The sequence below is a fragment of the Catenulispora pinistramenti genome (assembly GCF_018274385.1).
Classification (GTDB): domain Bacteria; phylum Actinomycetota; class Actinomycetes; order Streptomycetales; family Catenulisporaceae; genus Catenulispora; species Catenulispora pinistramenti.
The window spans coordinates 25409-47515 of record NZ_JAAFYZ010000010.1; the positions used below are offsets into that span (position 1 = coordinate 25409).

Genomic DNA, 22107 nt, shown 5'->3' on the forward strand with positions numbered 1-22107 from the left:
GAGTCTTCAGCTACTACCCCCAACGGAAGCTCTGGCATGTCAGGGATCTCATCGGCGCATGGTTAGGAGGTCGCCACATGGTCGCTGTGACGCGAAGTGACTTCCTTCGTTCAGGCCGCGTCGCCGCGTCTGGCGACGCTGCGACGCTATACGTTCGAGGCGTCAACGGGGTCGGGGCCAAGCTGCTGACCCGGACGGCCGCCGATCACATGCTGGATCGGCTGGAACGGCTGGCCATCGACGTAGCTGGCCGTCTCGATACCGGCTACTCCTGGGCACACTGCGGCTCGATCCCGACTAGGCGGTACAGCGTCCGCCCGCTGGCGGCGCCGTACATGCCGTTCGGCGGTGCCGTGACCATCCAGCTGTGGTTCCCGGCGAAGGAGGACGGCTTGCGGCTTGTCCGCTGCTTCTCGTGCTGGCTCCCGGACAGCTTGCTCCTCTACTTGGCCGGGTGCTGCCTGTGGAGCAGGCGAGATACCGGCAGGGGCGCGCAGGCCGCCGTGATCTACGGCCCTGACGGTGTCGCCTACCGGATCGAGGAGGCCACCCGTACCTGCGGCCAGATCCCGGCGGTCTACCTCGAACTGCTGCGGAACTCCGAGTCGACCCTCCGCTCCTCAGATCCCTTACCTGCTTGACCACACGCCCCAAAAGCCGGCGTGCCCGTTCGGTGCCGTACAGACCGGGCGGGCAGGCCGATCCACCGGGCGGCCCGCGCCGCACACCCGGCGGCCCCCGACGCCGCGGCACCGCAGCCGAGCGGAGCGCGGGCCGCCCACCCCAAAAGGCCAAAGCACCGACGGAGGACCCTACGATGACGGCCGAGCACCGGATGACGGTGATGCCCCAATGACTGGGCTGGCGGGCGATTCACGGGGCCGCCGGGTTATCCCGGAGCCCTTGATTGACTGTACGGCTGCGTCTCAGCGGTACGCGATCGTGATCGGTGGCACCCGCGTCCGGATCATCAGTGACGCCGCCGCGGAGACCACCTTCCGGCGCTGGAGCCAGAGTCCCGACGTGGTCATGCGCGGTGACCTGCGGACCGGATTCGTCTGGCTGTGGGCAGACAGGCGCAATCGGATCGCGATAGTGCCTGCGCGTGACGGGGCGGCTGGCGAGTACGCAGACGACCCTGTGAAGCCGGCGGATGCTGATGCTGATCACTCCAGACATGGGCTGGTGATGGCCTGATGGTCGAGTTGCAGCAAATCAAGACCGGCTTCGAGGCCAACGAGTTCTTCCTGATGGCCAACGACGACCCGTCCGGTCGACCCCGGTTATCGGAGCGGATCCTCGCGCTCGGCCTAGCGGGTGCCTTGCTGTGCGAGCTCGTCCTCGACAACGCCGTGGCCATTGAGAAGGGCAACCTGGTGCGCACCGCTCACCACCGTCCGCGGCATCTACTACACGTCCGGTTGTGCGGTGAAGTAGATGAGGAAGCACCTCGGTCCGTGCGTGACTGGCTGGACTATCTGGGCTTGCAGGCGATCGACCGGGTCGGACAGCGGTTGCGCAACGCGGGCGTGGTGCAGTTTCAGCAGCCTCGACTCAAGATGCCGGGCAGGACCGGCCGGTGGCTACCGGTCGATGTACAGACCGCCAACTGGCCAGCTGTCGATGTCGCGCGCAAGGTCTACTACGGCAGGGCCACGGCGTCCGACCTCGTGCTGTTCGGCCTCACCCGCGCTACCGGTCTGGACAACCCGGCGCTGTGGGAGATCCGTCACCTGCTCACTGACCCGACCTTGCTCAAGCAGACGCTCTCGCCGCTGGCGGTCTACAACTCGGCGCTCGTAGACCTGCTGACCCAAACCGAGGTTGCCGTCGCCAGCGCCGTCGCCAGCCAGCGCAGAGGCTGACCGTCCAGTTCATCACCCCAATAAAACAGTTGATTCTTGAAGAGGAGTCTTCCGTGTCCATACCACCAACAGCCCCGAGCAAAATGTCGGCGGCGCTGGCCAAAGACCGTCTCGGCGCGCCCGCCGTGGGCTTCTTCATCTTGGCTGGCGTCGCACCACTGACCGTGACCGAGGGTGTGGTGCCCTCCGCATTCGCTGCCACCGGCCTGACCAGCGTGCCGGCAGCGTTCCTGGTGGTCGCGGCAGTGCTGGCGGTGTTCGTCATCGGATACCTGGCTATGGCCCGCCGGATCCCGAACGCCGGGGCCGCTTACGCGCTCATATCGAAGGGGCTGGGCAAGCCCGCAGGGATGGCCGGTTGGCTGGTGGCCGTGGTCGCCTACAACCTTTTGCAAGTCGGGCTGTACGGAATGATCGGGCCGCAGCTGGCCTCCTTCGCCGCTGACAACTTCGGTCTGCACGCCTCGTGGGGGGTGTGGGCGTTCGGTGCGTGGGCAGTGGTGGCCGTGCTGGGGCTGCTGCGTGTGGACTTGAGCGGCTGGGTCTTGGGTGTGCTGTCGGTCCTAGAGCTAGTCGTGATCGTCGCGGTGACGATACGGGGCCTGGCACATCCGGCCGACGGCGGGGTCAGTTTCGCAGCGCTGTCCCCGGCCAGCCTGCACTTCTCCAGCTTGGGCCCCGTACTTGCGGTGGCGGTGCTGGGCTTCGTCGGCATCGAGCAGGGACCGGTCTTCAGCGAGGAGGCCCGCAACCCCAAGCGCACAATCCCGATGGCGACCTACATTTCCCTGGGTGTCATCGCGGTCGTCTACGCCGCCGCCTCCTGGGCTCTGGTGGTGCACTACGGCAGCCAGGTGGTGCCGACGGCGCAGGGCCCGGATGGCACGGGGATGTTGTTCGCGATGGCCCCCGGCCTGGAGGCAAGCACCGGCCGCAGCCTGTTCCTGACCAGTCTGTTGGCCGCGGCCCTGGCGTTCCACACTGCGGTCGGGCGGTACATGTGGGCTGTGGGCCGGGAGCGGGTGCTGCCGGCGGCGATGGGCACGACAGGATCCACTGGTGCGCCCCAGGCGGCGTCCATCGTGCAGAGTCTGCTGGGCGCGGTGGCGATCCTGCTGGCGCTGGGCATGCACTGGGATCCCATCGGGCAGCTTTTCTTCTGGGGCGGAACCACCGGCGGCGTCGGCATCCTGCTGCTGCTGACGGCGGCCTCTGCCGCGGTGGTCCGCTACTTCTGGACTTCGCCCGGTGACGAGCCGGTATGGCGGCGCCTGGTGGCGCCAGCCGCCGCTACCGTGCTGATGGCAGTGATGGCGTGGCTGTGCATCACACACTTCGACGTGCTGCTCAACGTCGCACCCGGCTCGCTACCCACCAAAGTCCTGCCGGGTCTGTTCGGCGCAGCCGCGATCATCGGCGCCAGCTGGGCACTGGTGCTTAGACACCGCAAGCCAGCCGCCTATGCCGCTATCGGCCTGGGCAGCGTCGCGCTGTCTCAGCGCCCCACTACCGCCGTCGGTACCGAGGCGCCGTCGTCCGCGACAAGGACCGGGAACGCATCATGAACTCCCGTGACCAGATCGTCCAGGCCCAGCCGCGGGACATCAATACCCTGAGCCACGTGATTGCGAAGGCCTTCCACAACCTGGCACCTTCGACCTGGCTGATCCCGGACAGCGACGCGCGCGCCCGCCTCTTTCCCGGATACTTCCGCCTGTTCGCCGTCCACGAGGCGATCACGCGTGGGCGCGTCTACACGACCACCGGACGCAATGCGGTCGCACTGTGGCTTCCCCCGACCGCGAGTGACGAGCCGGCGCCGGCCGACTACGAGGCCAAGCTGGCGGCCACAACTGGGATCTGGGCCGAGCGATTCCGAACCTTCGACGGGCTGCTGGCCAAGCACCACCCCCACGGCATCGACCATGACCACCTCGCGATCCTTGCCGTCCATCCCGACTACCAACACCAGGGCATCGGCAGCGCCCTGCTGGCCGCACACCACGACCACCTTGGCGCCGAAGACCCGCCGCGCGGCGCCTACCTGGAAGCCAGTGACGCCACAACCCGGGAGCTGTACCTGCGGCACGGCTACACCGATATCGGTGAACCGATCGTTTTGCCCTCCGGGGCGTGCATGTTCCCGATGCTGCGATCCGCCAGCAGCGCTTGAGCCCAGTGCGATCGCAAGGCCCACGCGACACGCCGAGTCCGGCGACACAGCCAACACCACAGATAGCAGGGGGACCGAACACATGTCGACCACGCTGACACCAGAACAGGCCGATGCCGCCGCAGAGGTTCTGGTGCACTTGAACTCCGCACGAAACGGATCCACCACGGCGGTCATGAGCGACAGGGCGCGGCAGGTACTGGAAGCGCAGATCCGCCGGTACGGCCGCGCCGCCAACGCCGCGCGCGGCGTCTCGCGGATCCTGCTGCCGCTACTGCCCGGCGACGACAACCTCGACGGCGCCCCAGTGTTCACCAGCCTGGCCGACGCCCAGGCGTGGTACCTCGACAACGCTGACGGGATTCGGAAGTCGATGATCCGCGCCAGCCTGGCCGACGCCGACGAGCACAGCAGCCGAGTGGTGCGGGGCCTGGAGCAGGTGATGACCTCCATCCACGACATCGATGGCCGACTGGAGCTGGCCGAACTCGCGCTGACCTCGGCGCGCGGCCGGAATGACAATCCCGCCGAGGCGCACGCCCTGATGAACCGCGGCGGCGGCTACAAGATGGGCGAGCAGCCGGTGAAGGCGGTGGCGGATTACAAGAAGGCGGCGCACCTGTTTGCCAAACTCAACGACAACGCCGGCATGATCGCGGCCCTGAGCCGCCTGGCGGTGGCGCAGGCGGCGGCCCGTCAGTTGGACGACGCCGACGACACGCTCGACCAGGTACTCGCGCTGTGCGGCGACGGTGAGGACACCCTCGCAGCACTGGCGTACGTCAACCGAGCCCGGGTGTCCATCGAGCGCGGCCAGTTCGACAAGGCGATTGACCACGGGCTCGTCGGTCTGGAACGGCTTCAAGCCTGTGACGCCGCCCAGCCGTGGTTCACCGATGCGCACCTGGAACTGACCGAGGCCTACACGGCGGCGGGCGAGTTCGAGCGGGCCAGCCACCACCTGAGCGCGGTGGTAGCGCTGTTGGCCAACGGGTCCGAGAACGTTCCGCAGTGCATCGCCGCCGCCTTTGTCGGCGGCGAGTTGCTGCTGGCGCAGGGGCACCCTCGTGACGCGTTGGCGTCGTTCCAGCGCGCTGTGGCGCTGCAATCTGCTGGCCCTCACCCCTATCGCATCGCCAACGCGCTTGACGGTGTGGGCAAGGCTTGGTTCGCACTCGGCGACTTCGAACAGGCCGCCCAGCACCACACCTCTGCGCTGTCCGTTCGGATCCGGGCCGGTGAGCCGTTCGCCTCCGCCCGTACCCGCTACCACCTGGCCATGGCGAATGTCGAAGCCGGGCAGGTAGACGAGGCTGTCCGGCTGCGGGATTTGGCCCTGCTGGAGTTGGCAGGGATCGTCGACCCCGCCGCCGACGCTCTGCGTGCCGAGCTGAACCGGGCGGTGTGATGGCGTCTGGCCCGCCGTGCGGAGCTGGCGTGTCCACCGCGCGACGGGCCGGACAACTCGGATGTTCCTCGACAGGAACGGTTGATGTGATCGCCATGAGCACCACCGTGGTGGCGAGTGGATATGGCTGGGGACTGGGATGAGCGGGGCGGTGAATCAGACCGGCGCCTTGCCGCCGCTGGGCCAGGTGGTTCGTGAGGCCCGGCTGCGGGCGGGCCTCACCGAGGAGCAACTGGGGCAACGTGTCGGCTACTCGGGCGCCAGTATCAGCCGCTTTGAGCGGGGCAAGCAGCCACTGCGGGACGTGGTGCTGCTCCGGTCGTTCGCGACCGCGTTGGGGTTGGAACCGCGGGAGCTGGGGTTGTCCGATGCTCCGCTACCGCGCAGGTAGCGGCGGCCCGATCAAGGCTTGGACGCGCCTTTCCAGCGCGGGGCGGAGGTCCAGGTTGTCGCCTCGGGTACAGCTCTGGAGTAGCTCCGTGGCGATCGCCAGCTGGGCGAACCTTCCGGCGCTGGTATCCAAGATGTCGGCGAACGCCTTGTACACGCTGGCGGCGGTGCGCGGGGCCAGCAGCGAGTAGGTGTACAAGGTGGCGGCGTCGTAACCGGCCGGCGCGGCGCCGAAGCCCTCCAGGTCCAGCAACCGAAGGTTCGGGGCAGTCAGGTTGGCGAAATGGATGTCCCCGTGTGCGGTGGTCCAGGCTGGTGCCCGCGTGGCGCGGCCGGCGACGACATTCATGAACCGGGGCATGGTCCGGTCCAGGTAGTCCTGGCTGATCACAGTGCGGTCGGTGTCGACGGCAGCGATGATCGCCAAGTTGGCGCGCAGGTCGTCGAACCACTCCGCGGGTAGCTCCAGCTCGGTGCGCAGCACCGAGTCCGGCGAGCACACCGGGTCGGTGACGAACTCGGTGAGCTCGGCGCGGTAGGCAACGCCGTCCACCTCCCAGTCGTGCAGCGCAAGCAGCGCCGGCTTGGCCAGGTTCGGCATCAGCTGGTCGGCCCGCTCGGTGCCTTCCCAGATCTTTCCGCCGGCCTGCCCGGCGCGAGCGGACTGGATCCGCAGCCACGCCGGGCCGCTGGCGCCATCGACCCTGGATCCGATGGTGCGGCCTCGCCAGCCCCAGACCGGTGCTCCGTCCGGGGTGCGCTCGAACGCCGCGGCGGCGTGCTGCTGGGCTGCCAGCATCCTGGTGGCGGTGGCGTCGTCAATCGGCGAGAACATCGGTGACCTCTCGGAGGATCGCGGCGGGAACCGGCTGCGCGGCGACGGTATCAGCGGCCTGCTTCCAATGCTCGGGGGTCGAGGCGGACACCAGGACCCGCGACACGCCGGGGACCGAAGCCACCACGGCGAGCGCGGCCTCGGCCGGCCCGAGACCGTCCCCGATGAGGGCGGCCAACTCGGGCGTGATGAGGGACGGCAGTTCGCCGCCGTGCAGCGGCGAGGAAGCAAACACTTCAATGCCCGCGCTGGCAGCGGCGCCGATCGGGCCGACGCCGTCCAAGGCTTGGACGATCGGCCCTATGTTGACCAGGCTAACCGGCAGCTGGATCGCCCGCAGGTGGTGTGGCTCGCCCCAGGCCGCAGCGTCCGCCATGTCGATCAGGGCGGGAACGGTGAACGCGCCAGAGGAGAAGCCGTCCCAGGTGGCAATGCCGTAGCCAGCTATATGGCCGGCGGCTGCCAGTTCCTCCAGTTCCACGAACGCGGCGAACACAGCACCGGAGGTGGTGCGCTCGGGGTTGTGCAGAAACAGGGTGTCAATCTTGTCGCGACCGAGCTCGTCCAGGGAGCGCTGGATCTGCCAGCGCAGGTAGCGCGGGCGGATACAGTGCCCTGCTTCCAGTTCTCTGCCTGGCATCGCCGCGTCCTCAACTGCGGCCTCGGTATCTGGGCGGTGGAAGAACCCGACCTTGGTGGATACCTGCACGTCGGGGTTGTCGGCCAGCACTGGCGCTAGGAGCTTCTGGGCTTGGCCGCCGCGGTAGTTGGGTGCGGTATCGATCCATCGCGCACCGCAGGCGACCGCGTGTACGGCCGCCTGCTCCACGTCTCGCACCAGGTGGGTGCCCAGCCCGATGCGCGCGTTCATCCTGGTAACACCTGTGCCACTCCCTGCCCAACCAACTCGCTGGCCAGGTCGGCCACGACATCGACCTTCAGCCCGGAGAGGTGCGCCAGCTCCCCCAGGGACCAGGCTTCGCCATCGGACAGCGCCTCCAGGACGCCCCAGGCCGCGGCAGCGAACGTCCAGGACTGCCCGCCGGCCTCGAACTGCACGCGGTCCTCCTCACTCTCGTGTAGAAGGGCGCGCGGAGTGAGCAGCCGCATGGTCAGCGCGGCGTCGGCCGGGACACCGTCGACGAACGGCAGGCTGAGGCCGGTCCGAGCGGGCTCGGTGCCGTCGGCGTGGGCGGCGAAGCGCAGCAGCAGGTCCGGGCGCTCCAACTCGGCGATCAGCTGCTTGCGGAACAGGTCGAGGTAGGCCTCCTGCTCCTGTGGTCCAGACAGGATCGGCAAGTCCTCGCGGAATAGCGCCATCCCCCGCAGATCATCGGCAAGGAACGTCACCAGGTCCACGCCGGTAGCCACGCCCAGACCGAAGGTCAGGTGCAACGAGTGCTGGCCCGGCACTGCGGCCACGTCGTGCCAGTGCCCTCGCGGCACGTACAGCACGTCCCCAGCGGACAGCACGAACTTATCGATCGGCTCGCCGGTCGGCTCCTCTGGCAGTTCGGTGTCGCGGTGCAGTGGCGCTGGACGGGTCGGGCCGAACAAGCGCCAGTGTTTGGCGCCGTCGAGCTGCACGATGATGGTGTCGTGGTCGTCCCAGTACGTGCGGAACCCGGATTCGGGGCGCCAGGAGGCGTATACGTTGGCCTGCACACTGGTGTGGAACTTCTCCTCCAGCGCCGCGGCCAGCCGCCGGATCGGAGCGTGCATCTCATCGATCGCGTCCACAACCAGCGTAGCGCCCTCGACCAGGCGCCGGTTGAGCTCGCCGGTGTTCAGCCGCTGCCACCGCACGCCACGCCGGCTGTTGACCGTTGTGGTGTAGGCGCCCTGGTCCAGCGCAGTCCCGCCGACGGCCAGGCGTAGCCGGGGGGTCTCCAGGCGCTGGCTGGCCAAGATCTCGTTCAGCGCATCCCAACTCAACAGGCCGCTGACGTCCTGGGCTTCGCCGGGAAAGACATGGTGGCGGCGTCGGAACGCCTGGGCGAGGAAGTCCCCGCCCAGGCGGCCGACGACCGGTTCGGTCGTCGTCACAGGTGTTAGCCGATCCGGTTGTCGTTGAGGTCCGAACGGCCCGTGCCGCCGCCATCCGAGGGCTGGGCGGAGCGCACGCGGGCCTGCTTGATGGCGGTACGTGCGATCACGAGACCGGCGTCGTTGCTCGGCTTCGAGGCATCCATGAGGTTCCCCTTCACAGGTTGGCACCACCCGGATCGGACGGCGTCTGTCGCAGAACCCTGCTGGCGATCCAGGCGCGGCGTAAAGCCTTTTTACGAACCTTGCAAGCCGTTTGCGCACTGCGTAAATCAGCTCCCTGAGTCAGGTAGCAGTCGCATAGCGTGTTCGCTGCGCCACCGGGTCCGGCGACCACGCCGGCCTTGGGAACACTCAGCCAGAGCAGAGGAGATCACAGTGGCCAAGAAGAGCAAGCCGGGTGACGGCACCGAGGGCTGCGGGGTCAAGGGCGGCGGCCTGTACGGCGCCCACTTCGCCGTGGCCGACCCGCAGGACGCTGCGAGCCCGATCCGCTCGATCGTCAGCCTGATGCGCTTCCTGCGTACCTCGCGCACCGCCTAGGAAAGGAGATGGCCATGGGTTCGGGTACCGTCTTGGCGAACCGGCTGGCGCTGTGGCTGTCCTGGCCAGCGATCATCGGCGAGTTCGCGCCGTGCCCGCTGTTGGGAGCGCCTCCCGCGCCTTCCCCGGCATCCAGCCGTCCCGACGACACCCGACCCGTGGCCGACATCCGCGGGCCGTTCAGCGAATCGGTCCGGGACTGCATGGGCGACCACGAGCGCATCGGAATATCGGTCTCCGGCGGGCTCGACTCGCTCGCCGTCCTCATCGAAGCGGCACGGATAGCCGACCAGGACGGCCGCCGCATCGTCGCGGTGATGGCGGAGATGACCGACGACGCCGGACTTTCCAACGTCCCCGTAGTCCGCCGCCTTCTCGCGGCCTCCGGCCTTGGCAACATCGAACTCCACATCACCGCAGCAAGGGACACCCCGACCAGCGAACCCGACTGGCATCCCGAAGGCCCCAACCTCGCTGCGCTTCCATCAGTCAAACGAAGCCTGCTGGAGAAAGCCGCCGATCACGGCGCTACCGTGGCGATCGGCGGAAGCGGAGCAGATGAGCTGCTGGGCACGGTGCGCTACATGTTCGGGATCTTCACCGCCGCCGGTGACTGGCGGGCCCTTCGTTCCTACTGGTCGGACACCATCGGGAAAGACCGCCAGGCGATCCCCGGCGAAGGGTTGGCGCTGGCGACCCGGCTGCTCCCTCGTGCCTGGCGTTCGCACCTGTACTTCGCAACTGAGTGGCCGGAGCTATCCGTTCAGAAAGTGCCGGAGATCGTCTCAGCGGCACACCACGATCAAGTCGCTTCCTGGTCGGCACAGTGGATCACCAGAGTCCTGAAGCACCACGCCACACGCCACCAGACATGGGCGCAGATGGCCGCATGGGACGCCGTGTTCCCCCTTTACCTCCCGCCCGGACCCGGCCCCATGCCACTGAAGCACCCCTTCCTCACCCCGAACTTCGTGGCCGCCGCCCAGCGGCTCCCGCTCGCGCGCCGCTACGACCCGACCCTGCCTCACGCGTACTGGCGACAGAAGGCCGCCGTCATCTCCCTCATCCCAAAGACGATGCGCAGCATCCTCCCGACCGCCAAGCAGACGTTCCGCAACGACCTAGCTTCCCGCTACATGGCCGGCAAAAGCGACGCAGCAAACCTCATCGCCTGCGGCGTCATTGATGAGAAAGCGTGGATGGCGACCAGCGACCCATCGCTCGTAAATCGGGTAAACGCGCTCGAATCGTGGATCCGTGAAGCCGACCACCGCGGATACAGCATTCGCAGCTAGCGATCCTCGTCGCCCGCAAGTCTCATCAAGACCGGAAACATGCCGTCCTCATCGAGATCGAGGAGCAGGAAGCCTGCCTTCTTCAGGGCGGCGATGCTGGCCGCGTTGTCCGGCTCTACACCGCCCTTCAGCTCGCCAAGACCGAGCTGCAAAGCAAGTTCGATAAGCACTCGCAGAGCTTGTGTGCCGTGTCCAGAACCGCGAGATCCGGGGGCGATGTAGTAGGAGAAGTATCCCGTCTCTCCTTCGATCTCAAGGTCGATGAACCCGACAGCCTGGCCGGTCGCGATATTGGTGAAGAACCAGCCGCGACGCGATCTGCTAAATAGTTTGCGCCACTCTTCGGGATTAGCGTAGGAGGCCAAATGCCGGTTGCCTTCGATGTCGCCAGCGAACCAACCACCGATACAGGAGAGGTCATCATCCGGTTTGATCTCGTTAAGCTGGGGCGTCTGCGTCATGCGGATAATAGTAATCAGACAGTTGGACCCAGGAGGGCTATCCGGGCTGGCGCGCCGACGAGCCGTTCATCCAGTATCAGCATACTTATTTTGTTGACCCACTCCCCCGGCACCTCTACGGTGATGACTTCGCGAGAGCATCCGGTCACGCCTCGCGGTCACGAGCACAGACGGCGGGGGTTTTGATGGCGCGGCCGACGGATTGGTGGATCCTGTCCCTGGACAAGGACCCGCTCCCGCAAGACCCCGACAACCTGCGCCTCTGGTCAACGCTCTACCACGACTTCGCCGACCAGATAGACCTGGTCCGCGGGGGCACCGTCGGGCTGATGGGCGATCCGGCGATCACCGGCTGGCTTGGGAAGTCCGGTCAAGCCTTCTTCGACGCCCTGACGCCATACCCATCGATGCTCAACACGGCGACGGCGGCCTATCGGGAGATCGGCGACGCCTTCGAGATCTTCAGCAGTCGTACCAGGAGCCTGCAACCCCAGTTCGACAGCCTGTGCACCCAATGCCTCAGCAAGCTTCAAGCGATCACGACGGACGGCGGACTGCCCGAGACCGACGCCAAACAGCTGATCATGAACCCCGAACAGCTCACCGGCAACCTCATGGCGGTCGCCTCCCACAGCTCGCTGGGGTCCGACCAGTTCCTGAACTCCGCCGCCGACAAGATCCGGGCCCACGTCATCGATGCAGCCAACCTCAGAGACGGCCAGCTGGCAACCCTGAAGTCCCAAACCACCACCGCGCGCAAGGCGCTTCTGGATGCCATCCACGATGCGGCGGCCATGGCCTCCCAAGTCACGAAGCTGGCCGGCGGCAAAGGCACCAACGCCGCCGACTTCGGCACCCGCTTCGCGGCCTTCGGTGGCGCCGCTACCGATCTGAACCTGATCCTTCCCGGATCTGTGGGCACCGACCTCGAAGACGGAATGGTCCTAGACCCGGCTGCCGGGCCTGACGGCGTGCCGGACTGGTGGACCTCACTGACCGATGAGGAGCGCCAGCACTACTGGCAGAGCAATCCGGAGATCGCTGCACTGCTGGGCAGCGTGCGGTACTACACCGACGGCAAGACGCCACCTGCCGTCTCCAGCCCGCAACTGGCGAAGGCACTAAAGGACGCATACATACGGCCGGGCGAGGAGTCCCAGATCGACGGCGACGGCCAGCTGTCGACAGCGCTCGACTATGAGCTGGACACAGGTCTCCAGGTCGGCGGGAGATGGCATATCAGCAAGGCTGCCGGCACCCTGAGCAGCCTGATGAAAGTTCTCGACAACCCGAACTCGGACCTCACACCGGAGGACCAGATCGTGGCGGCCTCCATGGCTACCCGCTTGTGGCGCAGCATCCTGGGCCAGGACAAGACCGGCAACGTCGGTCAGATGCTCAAGGACAACCCCGGTCGGGCAACCGACCTGGAGAACACCCTGAAATCTGCCATGAGTTCCCCGTCTGGCCGATCGATCATGGGCGATCAGGGTGACTACGATTGGGACGCCGCGACCGGTCTGCCCACGCTGCCACCGGCCCCGCCAACCAATCCGGTGAACGACGGCATCGACGGCGGAGACATCGGCCCCGGCGACGAGCTCCCCGAGCTCCCCGAAATCGACCCCCTAGTGTGACCGGCCCTGGAGTGCACATGATCACCGATGCCAACGTGGGCCAGTTCCTCACCGAGCGCCACCCGGACTTCGCACCGCTGTACCAGGCACACCTCAATGATTGGGGTACAGACCCCTCAACTCGCTACGTCCTGCTCCGGACATTCGCGGAGGAATTCATGACCCCGCGTCTGAGGACAGGATCGCCTGAGGAGCGGGCACGCCTGTTCGACACCGTCGAACAGCTCCTCGCCGATAGCGACTCACTCATCGACGACGCCGTCGACCACCAGATTATCGGCGAACTCATAGACGCCGGCTACACCCTGAAGGAGAACCCCGTCGACCTCACCGGTGCCGGCCCTGCCACCACGGAGCGGATCAACCGGACCCGGAACTGGCGGCCCACCAAGCCATAGTCGGCACCGACGAGCCCCTGCCAACGAACACAGAGGAACAGAAGCGATGCGCCCACCACCAGATGCCGACCTGAGCCTCGACCTAGACGGCCTCGACCGCTTCGCCGGCGCACTGGAAAACCTCAACGGCCAGTGGGACGGGACCAACAACCAGATCGGGGACATCGACTGGGTCGCCGGTGACACCGACTTCCTCGACGCCCTCAACAGCTTCACGCGCTCCTGGGCAAACGCCGCCACACTCATCAACACCTACTCCGCACAACTGTCGAGCATGGCCCGCGCCAGCGCGGCCCAGTTCCAACAGACGGACAGCAACCTCGCCGGGCAAACCCCACGCGGAAGAAGGCCAATCGCCTACTAGCAGACGTGGCCTGGCGCGCAGAGCGGCTCGTAACCTGTTGTCGAGTCCAGTCGCAGTCACCCGTTTCGGTGAACACGCAGACCATGACGTTGCGAGGGAACACATGTTCGAATAGCGTTCCGGGGTGACCGCCGAACCGATACGCCCGCTGCTCCATGCTGTCTCCCACGAGATCATTCGCTTGATCGGGGAGTACCTCGACTACGGCATGGAGCTGGACATCGCGGTCAAGGTCGACCAGAGCGCCGGAACCGTCATCGTGCGCGGCGAAAGCTTGCGGAGGGTGTGGGGAGTCAGGCAGATGTTCGAGGCCCGGTTGTCGCGTGCCGGGCTCCGCTTCGAAGTGGAGATGCCCAGCGCCACGTTCGTCGTCTACCCCTCCACGACCTAGCAGGGTCTTGCCGTGGCCGCCGACCTACCGCGCCGGCCCGCCTCACTGCCGGTCGGGAACCGCGCTGAGGCGGCGGCCAAACTACGCCTCCTGCTCGCCGAGAGGGGAACCGCCCCTGCCGCCGGCCGACTCACCGTCCATCCGGGTACCGGCGCTCCTGCCCCAGTTGGTACGCGGCGGCGAGATCCAGCGGGGCCACGTGGTCGCGATCCGCGACCCCGGGCCGCGCCGCTTCGACGGCAGCACCACCTATCTCGCGCTGGCCCTCGCAGACGCCGCTACCGCTGCCTGCGCCTGGTGTTCGGTGGTCGGCATCCCGACGTTCGGTATCGCCGCAGCGTCAGGACTCGGTGCCCGGCTGGACCGGTTCCACATGCTCGACTACCCCGACGGGCGCACACCCGATGCTGTGGCGATCATGGCCGACGCCTACGACCTCATCGTGTGGAACCCGCCCCGCCGCCTGCTGGCCGCCGCTGACCGGCGCATCAGGAATCGAATACGCCCGGCCCTGCGGCAACGAGGCGCCGCTCTGGTCGTGAACGCGGCACCACACACCTGGCAAGACGCCGACCTGCACCTGACCGCCAGCGAACCGCAGTGGGCCGGTTTGGGCCAGGGCAGCGGACACCTCACCGGCCGACAGGTCACCATCACCGCCACCGGCCGCGCCGCCGCTGGCTACGAACCCAGCGTCCGACTATGGCTTCCCGACGCGACCGGCGCCATCCACGAAGCGACGTCGACCGGCCGCCCCGGTCGACCTCGACCAGGCGCCGGCAAGACATCTACGGCCCGCGTAGCACCCACCTCGGCTCTTCCCGCACAGAGCGGGGAGATCCATGCCTCTTCTCGGGCCGGACGTCTATCGCGGCGGCAGGACGGCGCGACGTTCGCGGCGGGCGGCCTGGGGCGCGTCGTGCTTGGTCTGCCAACCTCAACGCCGAGATGTGACTTAGTTCACGCTCTCCCGTTGTATCAGCTTCCATGATCGGTACTCCGCGCGCGATTCTGGGGCCGGGCGACACGGTTGCCCATAGCAATCACCTGATCTCAGACCGCTTCATATGACGTTGACAGCGTCACAGAGTACTGACAGATTTACCGCTTGAGATCAGTTGGTCTCGCAAAGTGGGGAGGCGGCCGGGTGATAGCACACCCGACCGCCGAGATCCCCACCAGCCACCCACTTCCACATGGAGGTTCCGTGAGGACACTGCGCAACACCCTACTGCCACTACTCGCAGTTGGCATCCTAATCACGGCCGGAGTCGGCACCGCCACACAAGCGTCCGCAGCGACGTCGACGCCCAGCCCTCCCTCACAGGCCACCCTCGACGCGCTGGAAAAGGCCGTCTTCTCGTCGCCTGACCCTGCTAGCGCCTTCAAGCACCTCACGCCGACTCAGCAGGACATCGTCCGTCAAGCTGAGACCCCCAGCGGCAAGGGGACCAGCACGGTGTCCGTCGTAGGAGTCGGGGCCAACAGGGGGAAGACGTTCGCAGCATCTCCGAACACCGAAGGGTGCTGGGACTGGGATGGCACATGGACAACGACCGCTCTCCTCGGCAACTGGATAACGAAGAGCTTCGAGACTCTGGAAGTCTGCTATCACGTGTCCGTCGTGCAGTCGGTCACTCTAAAAAACGTCCGTGGAGACGGGGCGTGGGGCTGGGCCCTAACCTCTCACACTGAGGGTACGAAGAACTGGATCATCAGAGGTGAGGGCGTCTCGTGGCAGACCTGGACAGCAGGGGACGATCATTCGTCGATCTGCCCGTTGATGTGGGGAGACGCGGGCTCAGCCAATATCCAGAACAACTGCACCCTCTAGCACCGCCGCACCGGCTGACGTAAGGAGACGACTATGGCATCACGGGGGATCAAGTCTTGGGATTCCGCGTATTTCACAGCGGTAGTGATTGCTGTCGCACTCATGGGTGCGGCCGCAGAGCTGAGCCTCGCCCTGATTGCCGTAGCTTCAGCGTCAGCGACCCTCGAATTCCGTAAAACAAGACGACGCATTCCGGGCACGGTGGCCATAGTCGGGTGGGCATTCACGGCATATCAGCTGTTTGCCGTAGTGGTCATGAAGCGCTAGTTCCGGATACCACGCCAGGAAGCTCGTCTTGTTCCAAATGCAAACTCGGTCCTGCGCCCCAACACTTTGGGGGCGCAGGACCGGTTGCGTTACATCAGAATACCTGAGGCTCGGTTCCACGTAACAGCTGAACCCCGGGCTGTGGCGGATCACGGCAACCGTAGAGCCGGGCGAAGAGGCTGCTCTATCCCGCCCGCGAATCTTTACTACCGGTTCTGGGGCACGACTTCCCTCAAGCTCGCGGAGCTTGAGCAGACGGCGGTACGACCGGACCAGACGCGGTCGACGGGTTGGCGGCCATGCCGGTACGCGATGCCACCTCAGCAGCCTTTCCGCCACGTCGCCGACTTCCTCGGTACTGGACCGGCAACGTGTATGGGGACAGGTCTTCCACATCCCGACGCGTCAGCCTGTGGCAGAAGTGCAGGATGCGCGCGGTGCAAAGGCAGGGTGAGAATGGCGTCGCGGTGCTGGTGCGGCCCAACCGTGTGGGTCCGCTGCGCCCTCTGCCGCCACCAATTCCGACAACAAAAAAGGGGGCCCGGGGTCTCACCTCCCGCAGGAGGTGAGACCCCGGGCAACGCCGGGTCAGTTGGATGAAGATGCACCAGGCGACCCGGCCCGCCGCTGGCGGCGCTCGGCAGCAGAGGCGTCATGCTCGGCCTGCATTTGCGACATCGAGCGGTTGCCGAGTCGCTTCTTCAGGTGGGGGATGTTGTTGGCTGGGATCCCGACCTTCGGCGGCCCGAGCAGGTCGGAGTCCTCCTGGCTGGAGAACCCGGCGGCCTCGATCGCCTCCTCGTCCGGAAACACGTCGGCGACCCGGTCGCGGGTGATGTTGATCAGGGCGTCCTGGGTGCCGCCGTAGGAGAAGATCCACCGGAAGTTCGGTGGCGGGTCCGGTTCGACGAGGCGGCGGAAGCTTTCGATCGATTTGGTGTAGGCGTAGAAGGTGATGTGCGGGTGTGCCCGGAACAGCTCCAGGCACATCAGCAGGTAGGCCTCGCTGAAGAAGTCGCCAGCGTCGTGCCAGCGGATCAGGCCGCCGTCGCGGAAGCGGCGGTGGCCCAGCTCGGCGGCCATCTCCGCCTTGAAGCGGCCCGGCTCGTCCAGGACCAGCATCAGGTTCCGCTCGCGCTTGGCCTTCACCTTCGGCCACGTATGCGTGCCAACCTACTGGCATAACAAAGTGATCGACAAGCAGCGCCCGCTTCGGGACAGGTGTTGTAGGTGCGGCCGTCCGGCAACCGCCCGGCGAAGGCCGGTAGCGTCCAGTTCCACACCCCGATCCGCTTCAGCTCGCGGTTCTGGGTGAGCAGAGCCATCAGGCGGTGGGCGCCGGGCCCGACGGCGGCGCCGGCGTGCTCGGCGGGTTCGCCGCCATACCGGTACGCGGTGTGACCTCGGCGGCCTGCGCGGCATGCAGGTGGTCAGTGACCAGCTTCCACGGCAGCGTCGGCCACAGCTGCCGGCCGGTGGTGACCGCGATGCCGAACAGCGCGGCCAACGCCGCCTTCCAGCCGATGTCGCCCGTGCCGGTAGCGAGCTGGATGGCGAAGGTGGAGGCAACGGAGGCGACGAACCGCAGCGCCTGGGTGCGGACGTGGTAGCGGGCGAAGTCCTCGGCGAGGCGCTTCTCCAGCATGGACAGCAGAGATGCCACTGGCGGTGTCCTTATTCAGTTGTGGATGGGCACGAAGAAACCGCCCTGCTTCTGCGAGGCGGCCTGCGGGGTTGTGTGCTGAGCTGCGTTGGTTGAGGACTGTGTCCTCAGCGGGCGGCGGCCTCGATGAGGTATGCCAGGGCCGGGCCGGTGGTGTGCCGGACGATGCTGATCTTCTGCACGCCGTTCGGCAGCGGGCCGCCCCAGGGGTTGATCCGGCCTCCGGCTGCCGGGACCACGACGTTGTCGCGGATGTCCCAGCCGCGGCCAGGGATGTAGGCGGCGACGCGCACGGTGCAGTCGCCGAAGTCGCAGCCCAGGCTGAACCACACGTTGCCCCAGTTGCCGCCGGTGTTTGCTGGCGGCGGGGCGACGATGTGGGCGTTGGTGTCGTTGGGGATCTCGCCGGTGGCGAAGGCGGGCATGTGGTCGTCCTCCGTGGGATTGGTGGCAGGCGGTTCGGGGGTGGCGGGGCTGGAGCTGGTGCCGTTGATGAGGTCGGCCAGCTGCGCGGTGGTGCCGCGGTAGGCGTTGAAGTCCACGCGCTGCCCGCCATAGGGCTGGGAGTCGGTGTACTGCCAGATGGCGGGGGTGATGCCGCCATAGCCGTTCCAGTCCGGATCGGTGTCGGAGTAGCCGCCGGGGTAGCCGGAGGCGACGATGGCCACGCCGAGGGAGGCCAGGTTTCCGCCGACCTGCTCCCAGAACCAGCGGGGGAAGTACGCGCCCCACACCCGGCCGCCCAGGGCGCGCATGCGGGTGATGAAGTCCAGGCAGTCCTGCACGGTGGGCTTGGAATCGCCCTCGACCTCCACATCCAGCATCACCGGTGTGGAGCCGACCTTCTCGAAGCAGTACTCGGCCTGTGCAGCACCGTTGCCGGCCTTCAGGAAGTGGTAGGCGGAGAAGAGCGCGCCGACCCGTGCGGCCTGGGCCTTGAACTCCTCGTAGGTCCCGTCGTTGTAGTAGGTGCCCTCAGTCGCCTTGGCGATCACGGCAACGGTGCCGGGCTGGATCGTCAGCCCGTTCTCGTAGCTGGAGATGTCGGGGAAGAACACGGTCACGCCGGACCACCTCCTTCAGTGTCGGCGCCCGCCTGTCCGGTGGCGGGCGGTGTGCTGGGGGTGAGGCCGCCCAGGCGGGTGTGCATGTCGGACAGCAGGCCGGAGTGCTCGGACAGGGCGCCGAGGGTGGAGGTGAGTGCTTCGTCCTGCGCGGCGAGGTGCTGCTGGATTTCGGTAGCGGTGTGCAGCACGGCTTCGGCGTCCAGGTAGGTGCGCTCGTCACGCTCGTCGGCGGAGGCCGCGGAGATGTTCCCGCCGAGCAGGATCACCGACAGCAGCACCAGTTGCAGGAAGGTCTGCGCGACCCAGGAGACGATGGTCACTGGGTCGCCGGTGGCGATGGAGGCTGGCAGGGACGCCAGCGCGATGGCGGTGAACAGGTACGCGCACCACATGGTGCCGACGCCGCGGGTGATGAGGACGGCCAGGCGGTTGTTGAACCGGGCCACGGGGCCGCGGCGGCGGACCGGATCCCGGGCGGCGCGGGCCCGCGTGGCGATATGGGGGTGTGGGACGTGGTCGAACAGCGGCACAGCGTTCCCTATTCACTTGTGGTGGATCAGTAGGTTGGCGAGGTTGGCGACGGTGAGGACCAGGCCGACGATCGAGACGCTGACCGGCAGGGCCCAGCGGCGGGATGCGGCGACGGCCTCGACGGCGGCGCGCCATCGCTCCAGCTCTGCTACGCGGTCGGCGAGTTCGCCGGCGTAGTGCCAATCGGCTTTGCCTGCCAGGCGCCGCTCTAGTTCGAGCTCTAGACCCTCGTCGTCTGGGGCGTCGGCGGCCGGGCTCATTCGATCAGGTTCCTGATGTACTTCTCGGCGACCCAGTCGGAGGCTGAGGCGTGGTGGATGCCGCCGTGGCCGCGGTGGTGCTTGGCGCACAGGAAGGCCAGGTTCTTGCCGGATTCGATCCAGGCGCCGAGCTTGGCCGGGTCGGAGATGCCGGGGTAGTCGCGTTCCAGGAGTTCCAGGTCGATGGAGTTGGCGAGGCTGAATTCGACGATCGCGTGGTGCAGCTCCAGGCCGCCGGCGCACTCGGTGGTGTCGCCGCCGCGGTCGAGCGCGAACTGGCACGCCGCTGTGTCGACGTGGGTGGCGCGGTAGTGCTCGAAATCCTTGTAGTGCGGATCGGACTCGCGTGGGGCGTGGTCCGGGTAGTGGATCGTGTAGTGGTTGGTGACGGCCTGGGCGTGGGCAGGGGTGATTCCCCGGTGGAGCTGGTTCAAGACTGTATCCAGTTGTGTATGCCGAGCCCGGCGGTTACGGGGTGCTCTTCGGCAGCGGGACGGGCGTGGCGGGGTCGGTGTTGTGCTCGGCCAGGACCAGGGCGACTCGGGCGACAGCACGCTGCACCTCGGCCAGGGTTTCGGTGTGGTCGGCCAGGGCGGTGGTGTGCCGCTGCTGCTCATCGCGGATCCGGTCGACCTGGTCGCGCAGCGAAGAGCCGTGGTTGGGCAGCAGCTCGGCGGAGTGGGACTCGATCGTCTCCACCGCGTGCATGATCCGGCGGGTGTGCCGGCCGCCCTTGACGATCACCTCATACACGGCGGCGATGACCGCGGTGGCCGAGGCACCGGTGACGGCGATGGCCTCGATGCTCAATCGGGCTGCTCCTTACTAGCGGATTCAGGGTGGGATGGTGCGCGTCCGCCTCCAGCCCGCGAGACGATCGCGGCCGCGGCAGCGCGTACTGCTCGGGCGATTTGGCGGGCGGCAGGCTCGGCGGTGACGGCGAAGGACCTGACGATGCCGTAGGTGAGGATGGCGATCAGGCCGGCGCCGATCAGGGTGTCGCCCATCAGTTGCTGACCCAGTGGATGAACATGCGTGGGCAGCGGTGGTCGGTGCAGGTGGTGATCGGGTTGAAGTACGGCGTCGCGACCAGTTCCACGTAGTCCCCCAGGTTCAGCTGGAGGTAGCCGCTGGCCTGGACGGTGCCGCCGGCGTTCGCGGGCCCTTGATCGAACCGCAGCTGGGTGCCGATGCTGTTGGCGGAGCCGATCACCGAGATGGTGAGGGAGGAGTTGGGTTCGGCGGTGCCGACTTCCGCGGGGGTTTGCATGCCCAGCTGCCCGGTGACGTGGTAGAGCCCGGCCAGCTGGCAGACATAGCGGGAGTTGTTGACATTCGGGTTGTGGCCGCCGGCGTTGTCGACACCGGTGTCGAGAGCGATCGGTATGGTCTCGCTGGTGCTGGTTCCGGGCAGGGTCTGCGCCACCGACTGCCACAGGTAGGCGTAGGGCCGGTTGAGCAGGAAGTTCGCGACCGGCGGCATGGTGGTGTTCCACAGGGCTGCGGTGCCGGTTTGGGCGACGTTCACGCCTACCGGCGCGGGCAGCGGATACAGCGGCGGCATCTACAGGCCCACCCAGTGCAGGCCCATCCAGGCGCCGGTGCCGTTGCTTTCGGTCTGGCCGGAGTCCTGCCACAGCTGCGTCTCGACGTAGTCGCCGGTTTGCAGCGGAATCTCGGCGGTGGCGCAGCCGCCCATCCTGGCGAAGGTCATGTCCCGGCCGAACAGGATGATCGCCCAGATCACGGTTTCGTTGACGATGATCGCCGCCGACTCCTCACCGCCGGCCGATCCGGCCAGAAACATCCCGGCGCACACCGACACCAGGTAGGTGCCCGGGGTCTTCACCGTGTAGCGGGTGTTGTTGGTGACCGGGTCGTGGCCGCCTTCGGTGTCCCGCACCGCCGAGTCGAACGCGATCCGGGTCGAGGTCGACGTGGGTACTGATTGGCTGATGGTTTGGGTGAGCAGCGCCGAGGGCGCGCGCATGTGGAATCCGGCGGCGTAGACGTAGCTGTTCCAGGCTGTCGCCGTGATCGGCGAGTCGGGGAAGGCCTGGGGCACGGCTGGGACAAGGCGCGTCATTGGCGGCTCCGGTAGTTTCGGGCGTGGCCGTGGTGCATGGGTGCGGCTATTGGCCGATCCAGCGGGCGCTCATACGGCAGCCGGTGGTGATGAAACCGGTGGGCTGTGCGGCGCCAGAATTTTGATAGATGCGCAGCTGGACGCCGTCGCCGGCGACCATGGGAATTAGGGCGTTGAGACACAGCTGGAACCGCACCGGGCTTGGAGTGGACGGGATCTCGTAGGCGGCCCACGTGGCCTTGCCGACAACCGCCACGGTGTTGCCGATGAAGGCACCCGCGGCCCCGGTCCAGGCCAGGTTGCTGACCGCCGACACCAGGTACACCCCGGCGGCCGGCGCGTACCAGGTGTCCCCGGCGGCGTTGCGGCCTTGATAGTTGTCGTAGACGACCTGGTCGAAGGCCACTGCGGTGTTGGCGTTGTCCTGGATCGACTGGGCGACGGTCTGCGCGAGCATCACCCGCGGCGGGTCGCTCATCCAGGAGTTCAGCGCGGCCGGGCCGGTATCCCACATGGCGGAGGTGAACACCGCGTTGGAGGAGGCCGCCGCAGTTGCCGGGGGCGTGACCAAGACGACCCCCCCTTGGGACGCG

The 22107-nt window shown here is 67.1% G+C and carries 29 protein-coding genes and 1 pseudogene; 14 read left to right on the top strand and 16 right to left on the bottom strand.

The features are described 5' to 3' along the window. Positions 1-77: 77 nt before the first annotated feature. The 6 genes from KGQ19_RS04640 to KGQ19_RS04665 all read left to right on the top strand — a co-directional run bounded on the left by KGQ19_RS04640 (position 78) and on the right by KGQ19_RS04665 (position 5837). Positions 78-641: a hypothetical protein gene (locus tag KGQ19_RS04640; RefSeq protein WP_212007800.1), complete on the top strand. Its 564-nt coding sequence runs from the start codon at positions 78-80 to the stop codon at positions 639-641. 555 nt (positions 642-1196) lie between these two features. After that, positions 1197-1865, top strand: a complete 669-nt coding sequence (locus KGQ19_RS04645; protein WP_212007801.1) for a GOLPH3/VPS74 family protein — start codon at positions 1197-1199, stop codon at positions 1863-1865. A 53-nt stretch (positions 1866-1918) separates the two neighbouring features. Then, complete coding sequence (locus tag KGQ19_RS04650; protein ID WP_307856344.1) at positions 1919-3430, top strand: APC family permease; 1512 nt, start codon at positions 1919-1921, stop codon at positions 3428-3430. Next, positions 3427-4038: a GNAT family N-acetyltransferase gene (locus KGQ19_RS04655; protein ID WP_212007802.1), complete on the top strand. Its 612-nt coding sequence runs from the start codon at positions 3427-3429 to the stop codon at positions 4036-4038. The genes KGQ19_RS04650 and KGQ19_RS04655 overlap by 4 nt, the downstream gene beginning before the upstream one ends. 175 nt (positions 4039-4213) lie before the next feature. Then, the gene (locus tag KGQ19_RS04660) at positions 4214-5446 is read left to right on the top strand and encodes a tetratricopeptide repeat protein (RefSeq protein ID WP_212007803.1); all 1233 of its coding nucleotides are present in this window, start codon (positions 4214-4216) and stop codon (positions 5444-5446) included. 151 nt (positions 5447-5597) lie between these two features. Beyond that, positions 5598-5837, top strand: a complete 240-nt coding sequence (locus KGQ19_RS04665) for a helix-turn-helix domain-containing protein (protein WP_212007804.1) — start codon at positions 5598-5600, stop codon at positions 5835-5837. Here KGQ19_RS04665 and KGQ19_RS04670 read toward each other — a convergent pair. The 4 genes from KGQ19_RS04670 to KGQ19_RS04685 are packed head-to-tail and all read right to left on the bottom strand — an operon-like array spanning position 5823 to position 8863. Next, positions 5823-6671, bottom strand: a complete 849-nt coding sequence (locus KGQ19_RS04670) for a hypothetical protein (RefSeq protein WP_212007805.1) — start codon at positions 6669-6671, stop codon at positions 5823-5825. The two genes, KGQ19_RS04665 and KGQ19_RS04670, sit on opposite strands and share 15 nt — an antisense overlap. Continuing rightward, a complete protein-coding gene (locus tag KGQ19_RS04675) occupies positions 6655-7542 on the bottom strand; it encodes an aldo/keto reductase (protein WP_212007806.1) in 888 nt (295 codons plus the stop codon). Before KGQ19_RS04675 ends, KGQ19_RS04670 begins: the two co-directional genes overlap by 17 nt. After that, positions 7539-8717 carry a cupin domain-containing protein gene (locus KGQ19_RS04680; protein WP_212007807.1) on the bottom strand — a complete coding sequence of 393 codons (1179 nt, stop codon included), beginning with the start codon at positions 8715-8717 and terminating at the stop codon, positions 7539-7541. The genes KGQ19_RS04675 and KGQ19_RS04680 overlap by 4 nt, the downstream gene beginning before the upstream one ends. A gap of 5 nt (positions 8718-8722) precedes the next feature. Then, complete coding sequence (locus tag KGQ19_RS04685; RefSeq protein ID WP_212007808.1) at positions 8723-8863, bottom strand: hypothetical protein; 141 nt, start codon at positions 8861-8863, stop codon at positions 8723-8725. A 232-nt stretch (positions 8864-9095) separates the two neighbouring features. Between KGQ19_RS04685 and KGQ19_RS04690 the strand changes: the two genes are divergently transcribed. After that, complete coding sequence (locus KGQ19_RS04690) at positions 9096-9260, top strand: lariocidin/triculamin family lasso peptide core domain (protein WP_212007809.1); 165 nt, start codon at positions 9096-9098, stop codon at positions 9258-9260. A gap of 14 nt (positions 9261-9274) precedes the next feature. Then, positions 9275-10555, top strand: coding sequence for an asparagine synthase-related protein (locus KGQ19_RS04695; protein WP_212007810.1), 1281 nt, complete (start codon positions 9275-9277; stop codon positions 10553-10555). Here KGQ19_RS04695 and KGQ19_RS04700 read toward each other — a convergent pair. Then, positions 10552-11016 (bottom strand): GNAT family N-acetyltransferase, encoded by a 465-nt coding sequence (locus tag KGQ19_RS04700; protein ID WP_212007811.1) that lies wholly within the window; start codon positions 11014-11016, stop codon positions 10552-10554. The genes KGQ19_RS04695 and KGQ19_RS04700 overlap by 4 nt on opposite strands. Positions 11017-11345: 329 nt before the next feature. On the opposite strand from KGQ19_RS04700, the gene KGQ19_RS04705 reads away from it, so the two are divergent. The 6 genes from KGQ19_RS04705 (at position 11346) to KGQ19_RS04730 (ending at position 15640) form a co-directional block, all read left to right on the top strand. Then, complete coding sequence (locus KGQ19_RS04705) at positions 11346-12653, top strand: hypothetical protein (protein WP_212007812.1); 1308 nt, start codon at positions 11346-11348, stop codon at positions 12651-12653. Positions 12654-12670: 17 nt separating this feature from the next. Continuing rightward, positions 12671-13051 carry a hypothetical protein gene (locus KGQ19_RS04710; protein ID WP_212007813.1) on the top strand — a complete coding sequence of 127 codons (381 nt, stop codon included), beginning with the start codon at positions 12671-12673 and terminating at the stop codon, positions 13049-13051. A 46-nt stretch (positions 13052-13097) separates the two neighbouring features. Continuing rightward, positions 13098-13415 carry a hypothetical protein gene (locus KGQ19_RS04715; protein ID WP_212007814.1) on the top strand — a complete coding sequence of 106 codons (318 nt, stop codon included), beginning with the start codon at positions 13098-13100 and terminating at the stop codon, positions 13413-13415. A gap of 124 nt (positions 13416-13539) precedes the next feature. After that, positions 13540-13806 carry a hypothetical protein gene (locus KGQ19_RS04720; RefSeq protein ID WP_212007815.1) on the top strand — a complete coding sequence of 89 codons (267 nt, stop codon included), beginning with the start codon at positions 13540-13542 and terminating at the stop codon, positions 13804-13806. 166 nt (positions 13807-13972) lie between these two features. Continuing rightward, positions 13973-14797 (top strand): DnaE2-dependent mutagenesis accessory factor ImuA', encoded by an 825-nt coding sequence (imuA', locus tag KGQ19_RS04725; protein ID WP_212007816.1) that lies wholly within the window; start codon positions 13973-13975, stop codon positions 14795-14797. Positions 14798-15013: 216 nt separating this feature from the next. Continuing rightward, complete coding sequence (locus tag KGQ19_RS04730) at positions 15014-15640, top strand: hypothetical protein (RefSeq protein WP_212007817.1); 627 nt, start codon at positions 15014-15016, stop codon at positions 15638-15640. A gap of 855 nt (positions 15641-16495) precedes the next feature. Here the strand turns inward: KGQ19_RS04730 and KGQ19_RS04735 are convergent. The 11 genes and pseudogenes from KGQ19_RS04735 to KGQ19_RS04790 form a co-directional block, all read right to left on the bottom strand. Beyond that, positions 16496-17232 (bottom strand): annotated as a pseudogene (locus KGQ19_RS04735) (GP88 family protein). Next, entirely contained in the window at positions 17232-17570 is a 339-nt protein-coding gene (locus tag KGQ19_RS04745; protein ID WP_212007820.1) for a hypothetical protein, read from the bottom strand. The pseudogene KGQ19_RS04735 and the gene KGQ19_RS04745 overlap by 1 nt, the downstream one beginning before the upstream one ends. Before the next feature lie 107 nt (positions 17571-17677). Then, positions 17678-18634: a glycoside hydrolase family 25 protein gene (locus KGQ19_RS04750; protein WP_212007821.1), complete on the bottom strand. Its 957-nt coding sequence runs from the start codon at positions 18632-18634 to the stop codon at positions 17678-17680. Continuing rightward, on the bottom strand, positions 18631-19167 hold the full coding sequence (locus KGQ19_RS04755) for a hypothetical protein (protein WP_212007822.1): 537 nt from the start codon (positions 19165-19167) through the stop codon (positions 18631-18633). The genes KGQ19_RS04750 and KGQ19_RS04755 overlap by 4 nt, the downstream gene beginning before the upstream one ends. 12 nt (positions 19168-19179) lie before the next feature. Then, positions 19180-19428 (bottom strand): hypothetical protein, encoded by a 249-nt coding sequence (locus tag KGQ19_RS04760; RefSeq protein ID WP_212007823.1) that lies wholly within the window; start codon positions 19426-19428, stop codon positions 19180-19182. Beyond that, positions 19425-19862 (bottom strand): hypothetical protein, encoded by a 438-nt coding sequence (locus KGQ19_RS04765; RefSeq protein ID WP_212007824.1) that lies wholly within the window; start codon positions 19860-19862, stop codon positions 19425-19427. The genes KGQ19_RS04760 and KGQ19_RS04765 overlap by 4 nt, the downstream gene beginning before the upstream one ends. 34 nt (positions 19863-19896) lie before the next feature. Next, positions 19897-20238, bottom strand: a complete 342-nt coding sequence (locus tag KGQ19_RS04770; RefSeq protein WP_212007825.1) for a hypothetical protein — start codon at positions 20236-20238, stop codon at positions 19897-19899. After that, positions 20235-20435 (bottom strand): hypothetical protein, encoded by a 201-nt coding sequence (locus KGQ19_RS04775; RefSeq protein ID WP_212007826.1) that lies wholly within the window; start codon positions 20433-20435, stop codon positions 20235-20237. Before KGQ19_RS04775 ends, KGQ19_RS04770 begins: the two co-directional genes overlap by 4 nt. After that, positions 20435-20992 carry a hypothetical protein gene (locus KGQ19_RS04780; RefSeq protein WP_212007827.1) on the bottom strand — a complete coding sequence of 186 codons (558 nt, stop codon included), beginning with the start codon at positions 20990-20992 and terminating at the stop codon, positions 20435-20437. The genes KGQ19_RS04775 and KGQ19_RS04780 overlap by 1 nt, the downstream gene beginning before the upstream one ends. Next, positions 20993-21514, bottom strand: coding sequence for a hypothetical protein (locus KGQ19_RS04785; protein ID WP_212007828.1), 522 nt, complete (start codon positions 21512-21514; stop codon positions 20993-20995). A 46-nt stretch (positions 21515-21560) separates the two neighbouring features. Further along, positions 21561-22085 carry a hypothetical protein gene (locus KGQ19_RS04790; protein ID WP_212007829.1) on the bottom strand — a complete coding sequence of 175 codons (525 nt, stop codon included), beginning with the start codon at positions 22083-22085 and terminating at the stop codon, positions 21561-21563. Between the last annotated feature and the right edge of the window lie 22 nt (positions 22086-22107).

Coding starts and splice junctions, on each gene's coding strand:
- KGQ19_RS04655 (WP_212007802.1), top strand. CDS start 3,427: ATGAACTCCCGTGACCAGATCGTCCAGGCCCAGCCGCGGGACATCAAT.
- KGQ19_RS04640 (WP_212007800.1), top strand. CDS start 78: ATGGTCGCTGTGACGCGAAGTGACTTCCTTCGTTCAGGCCGCGTCGCC.
- KGQ19_RS04675 (WP_212007806.1), bottom strand. CDS start 7,542: ATGAACGCGCGCATCGGGCTGGGCACCCACCTGGTGCGAGACGTGGAG.
- KGQ19_RS04710 (WP_212007813.1), top strand. CDS start 12,671: ATGATCACCGATGCCAACGTGGGCCAGTTCCTCACCGAGCGCCACCCG.
- KGQ19_RS04705 (WP_212007812.1), top strand. CDS start 11,346: ATGGGCGATCCGGCGATCACCGGCTGGCTTGGGAAGTCCGGTCAAGCC.
- KGQ19_RS04760 (WP_212007823.1), bottom strand. CDS start 19,428: ATGAGCCCGGCCGCCGACGCCCCAGACGACGAGGGTCTAGAGCTCGAA.
- KGQ19_RS04780 (WP_212007827.1), bottom strand. CDS start 20,992: ATGCCGCCGCTGTATCCGCTGCCCGCGCCGGTAGGCGTGAACGTCGCC.
- KGQ19_RS04695 (WP_212007810.1), top strand. CDS start 9,275: ATGGGTTCGGGTACCGTCTTGGCGAACCGGCTGGCGCTGTGGCTGTCC.
- KGQ19_RS04775 (WP_212007826.1), bottom strand. CDS start 20,435: ATGGGCGACACCCTGATCGGCGCCGGCCTGATCGCCATCCTCACCTAC.
- KGQ19_RS04700 (WP_212007811.1), bottom strand. CDS start 11,016: ATGACGCAGACGCCCCAGCTTAACGAGATCAAACCGGATGATGACCTC.
- KGQ19_RS04660 (WP_212007803.1), top strand. CDS start 4,214: ATGAGCGACAGGGCGCGGCAGGTACTGGAAGCGCAGATCCGCCGGTAC.
- KGQ19_RS04715 (WP_212007814.1), top strand. CDS start 13,098: ATGCGCCCACCACCAGATGCCGACCTGAGCCTCGACCTAGACGGCCTC.
- KGQ19_RS04685 (WP_212007808.1), bottom strand. CDS start 8,863: ATGGATGCCTCGAAGCCGAGCAACGACGCCGGTCTCGTGATCGCACGT.
- KGQ19_RS04785 (WP_212007828.1), bottom strand. CDS start 21,514: ATGACGCGCCTTGTCCCAGCCGTGCCCCAGGCCTTCCCCGACTCGCCG.
- KGQ19_RS04670 (WP_212007805.1), bottom strand. CDS start 6,671: ATGTTCTCGCCGATTGACGACGCCACCGCCACCAGGATGCTGGCAGCC.
- KGQ19_RS04645 (WP_212007801.1), top strand. CDS start 1,197: ATGGTCGAGTTGCAGCAAATCAAGACCGGCTTCGAGGCCAACGAGTTC.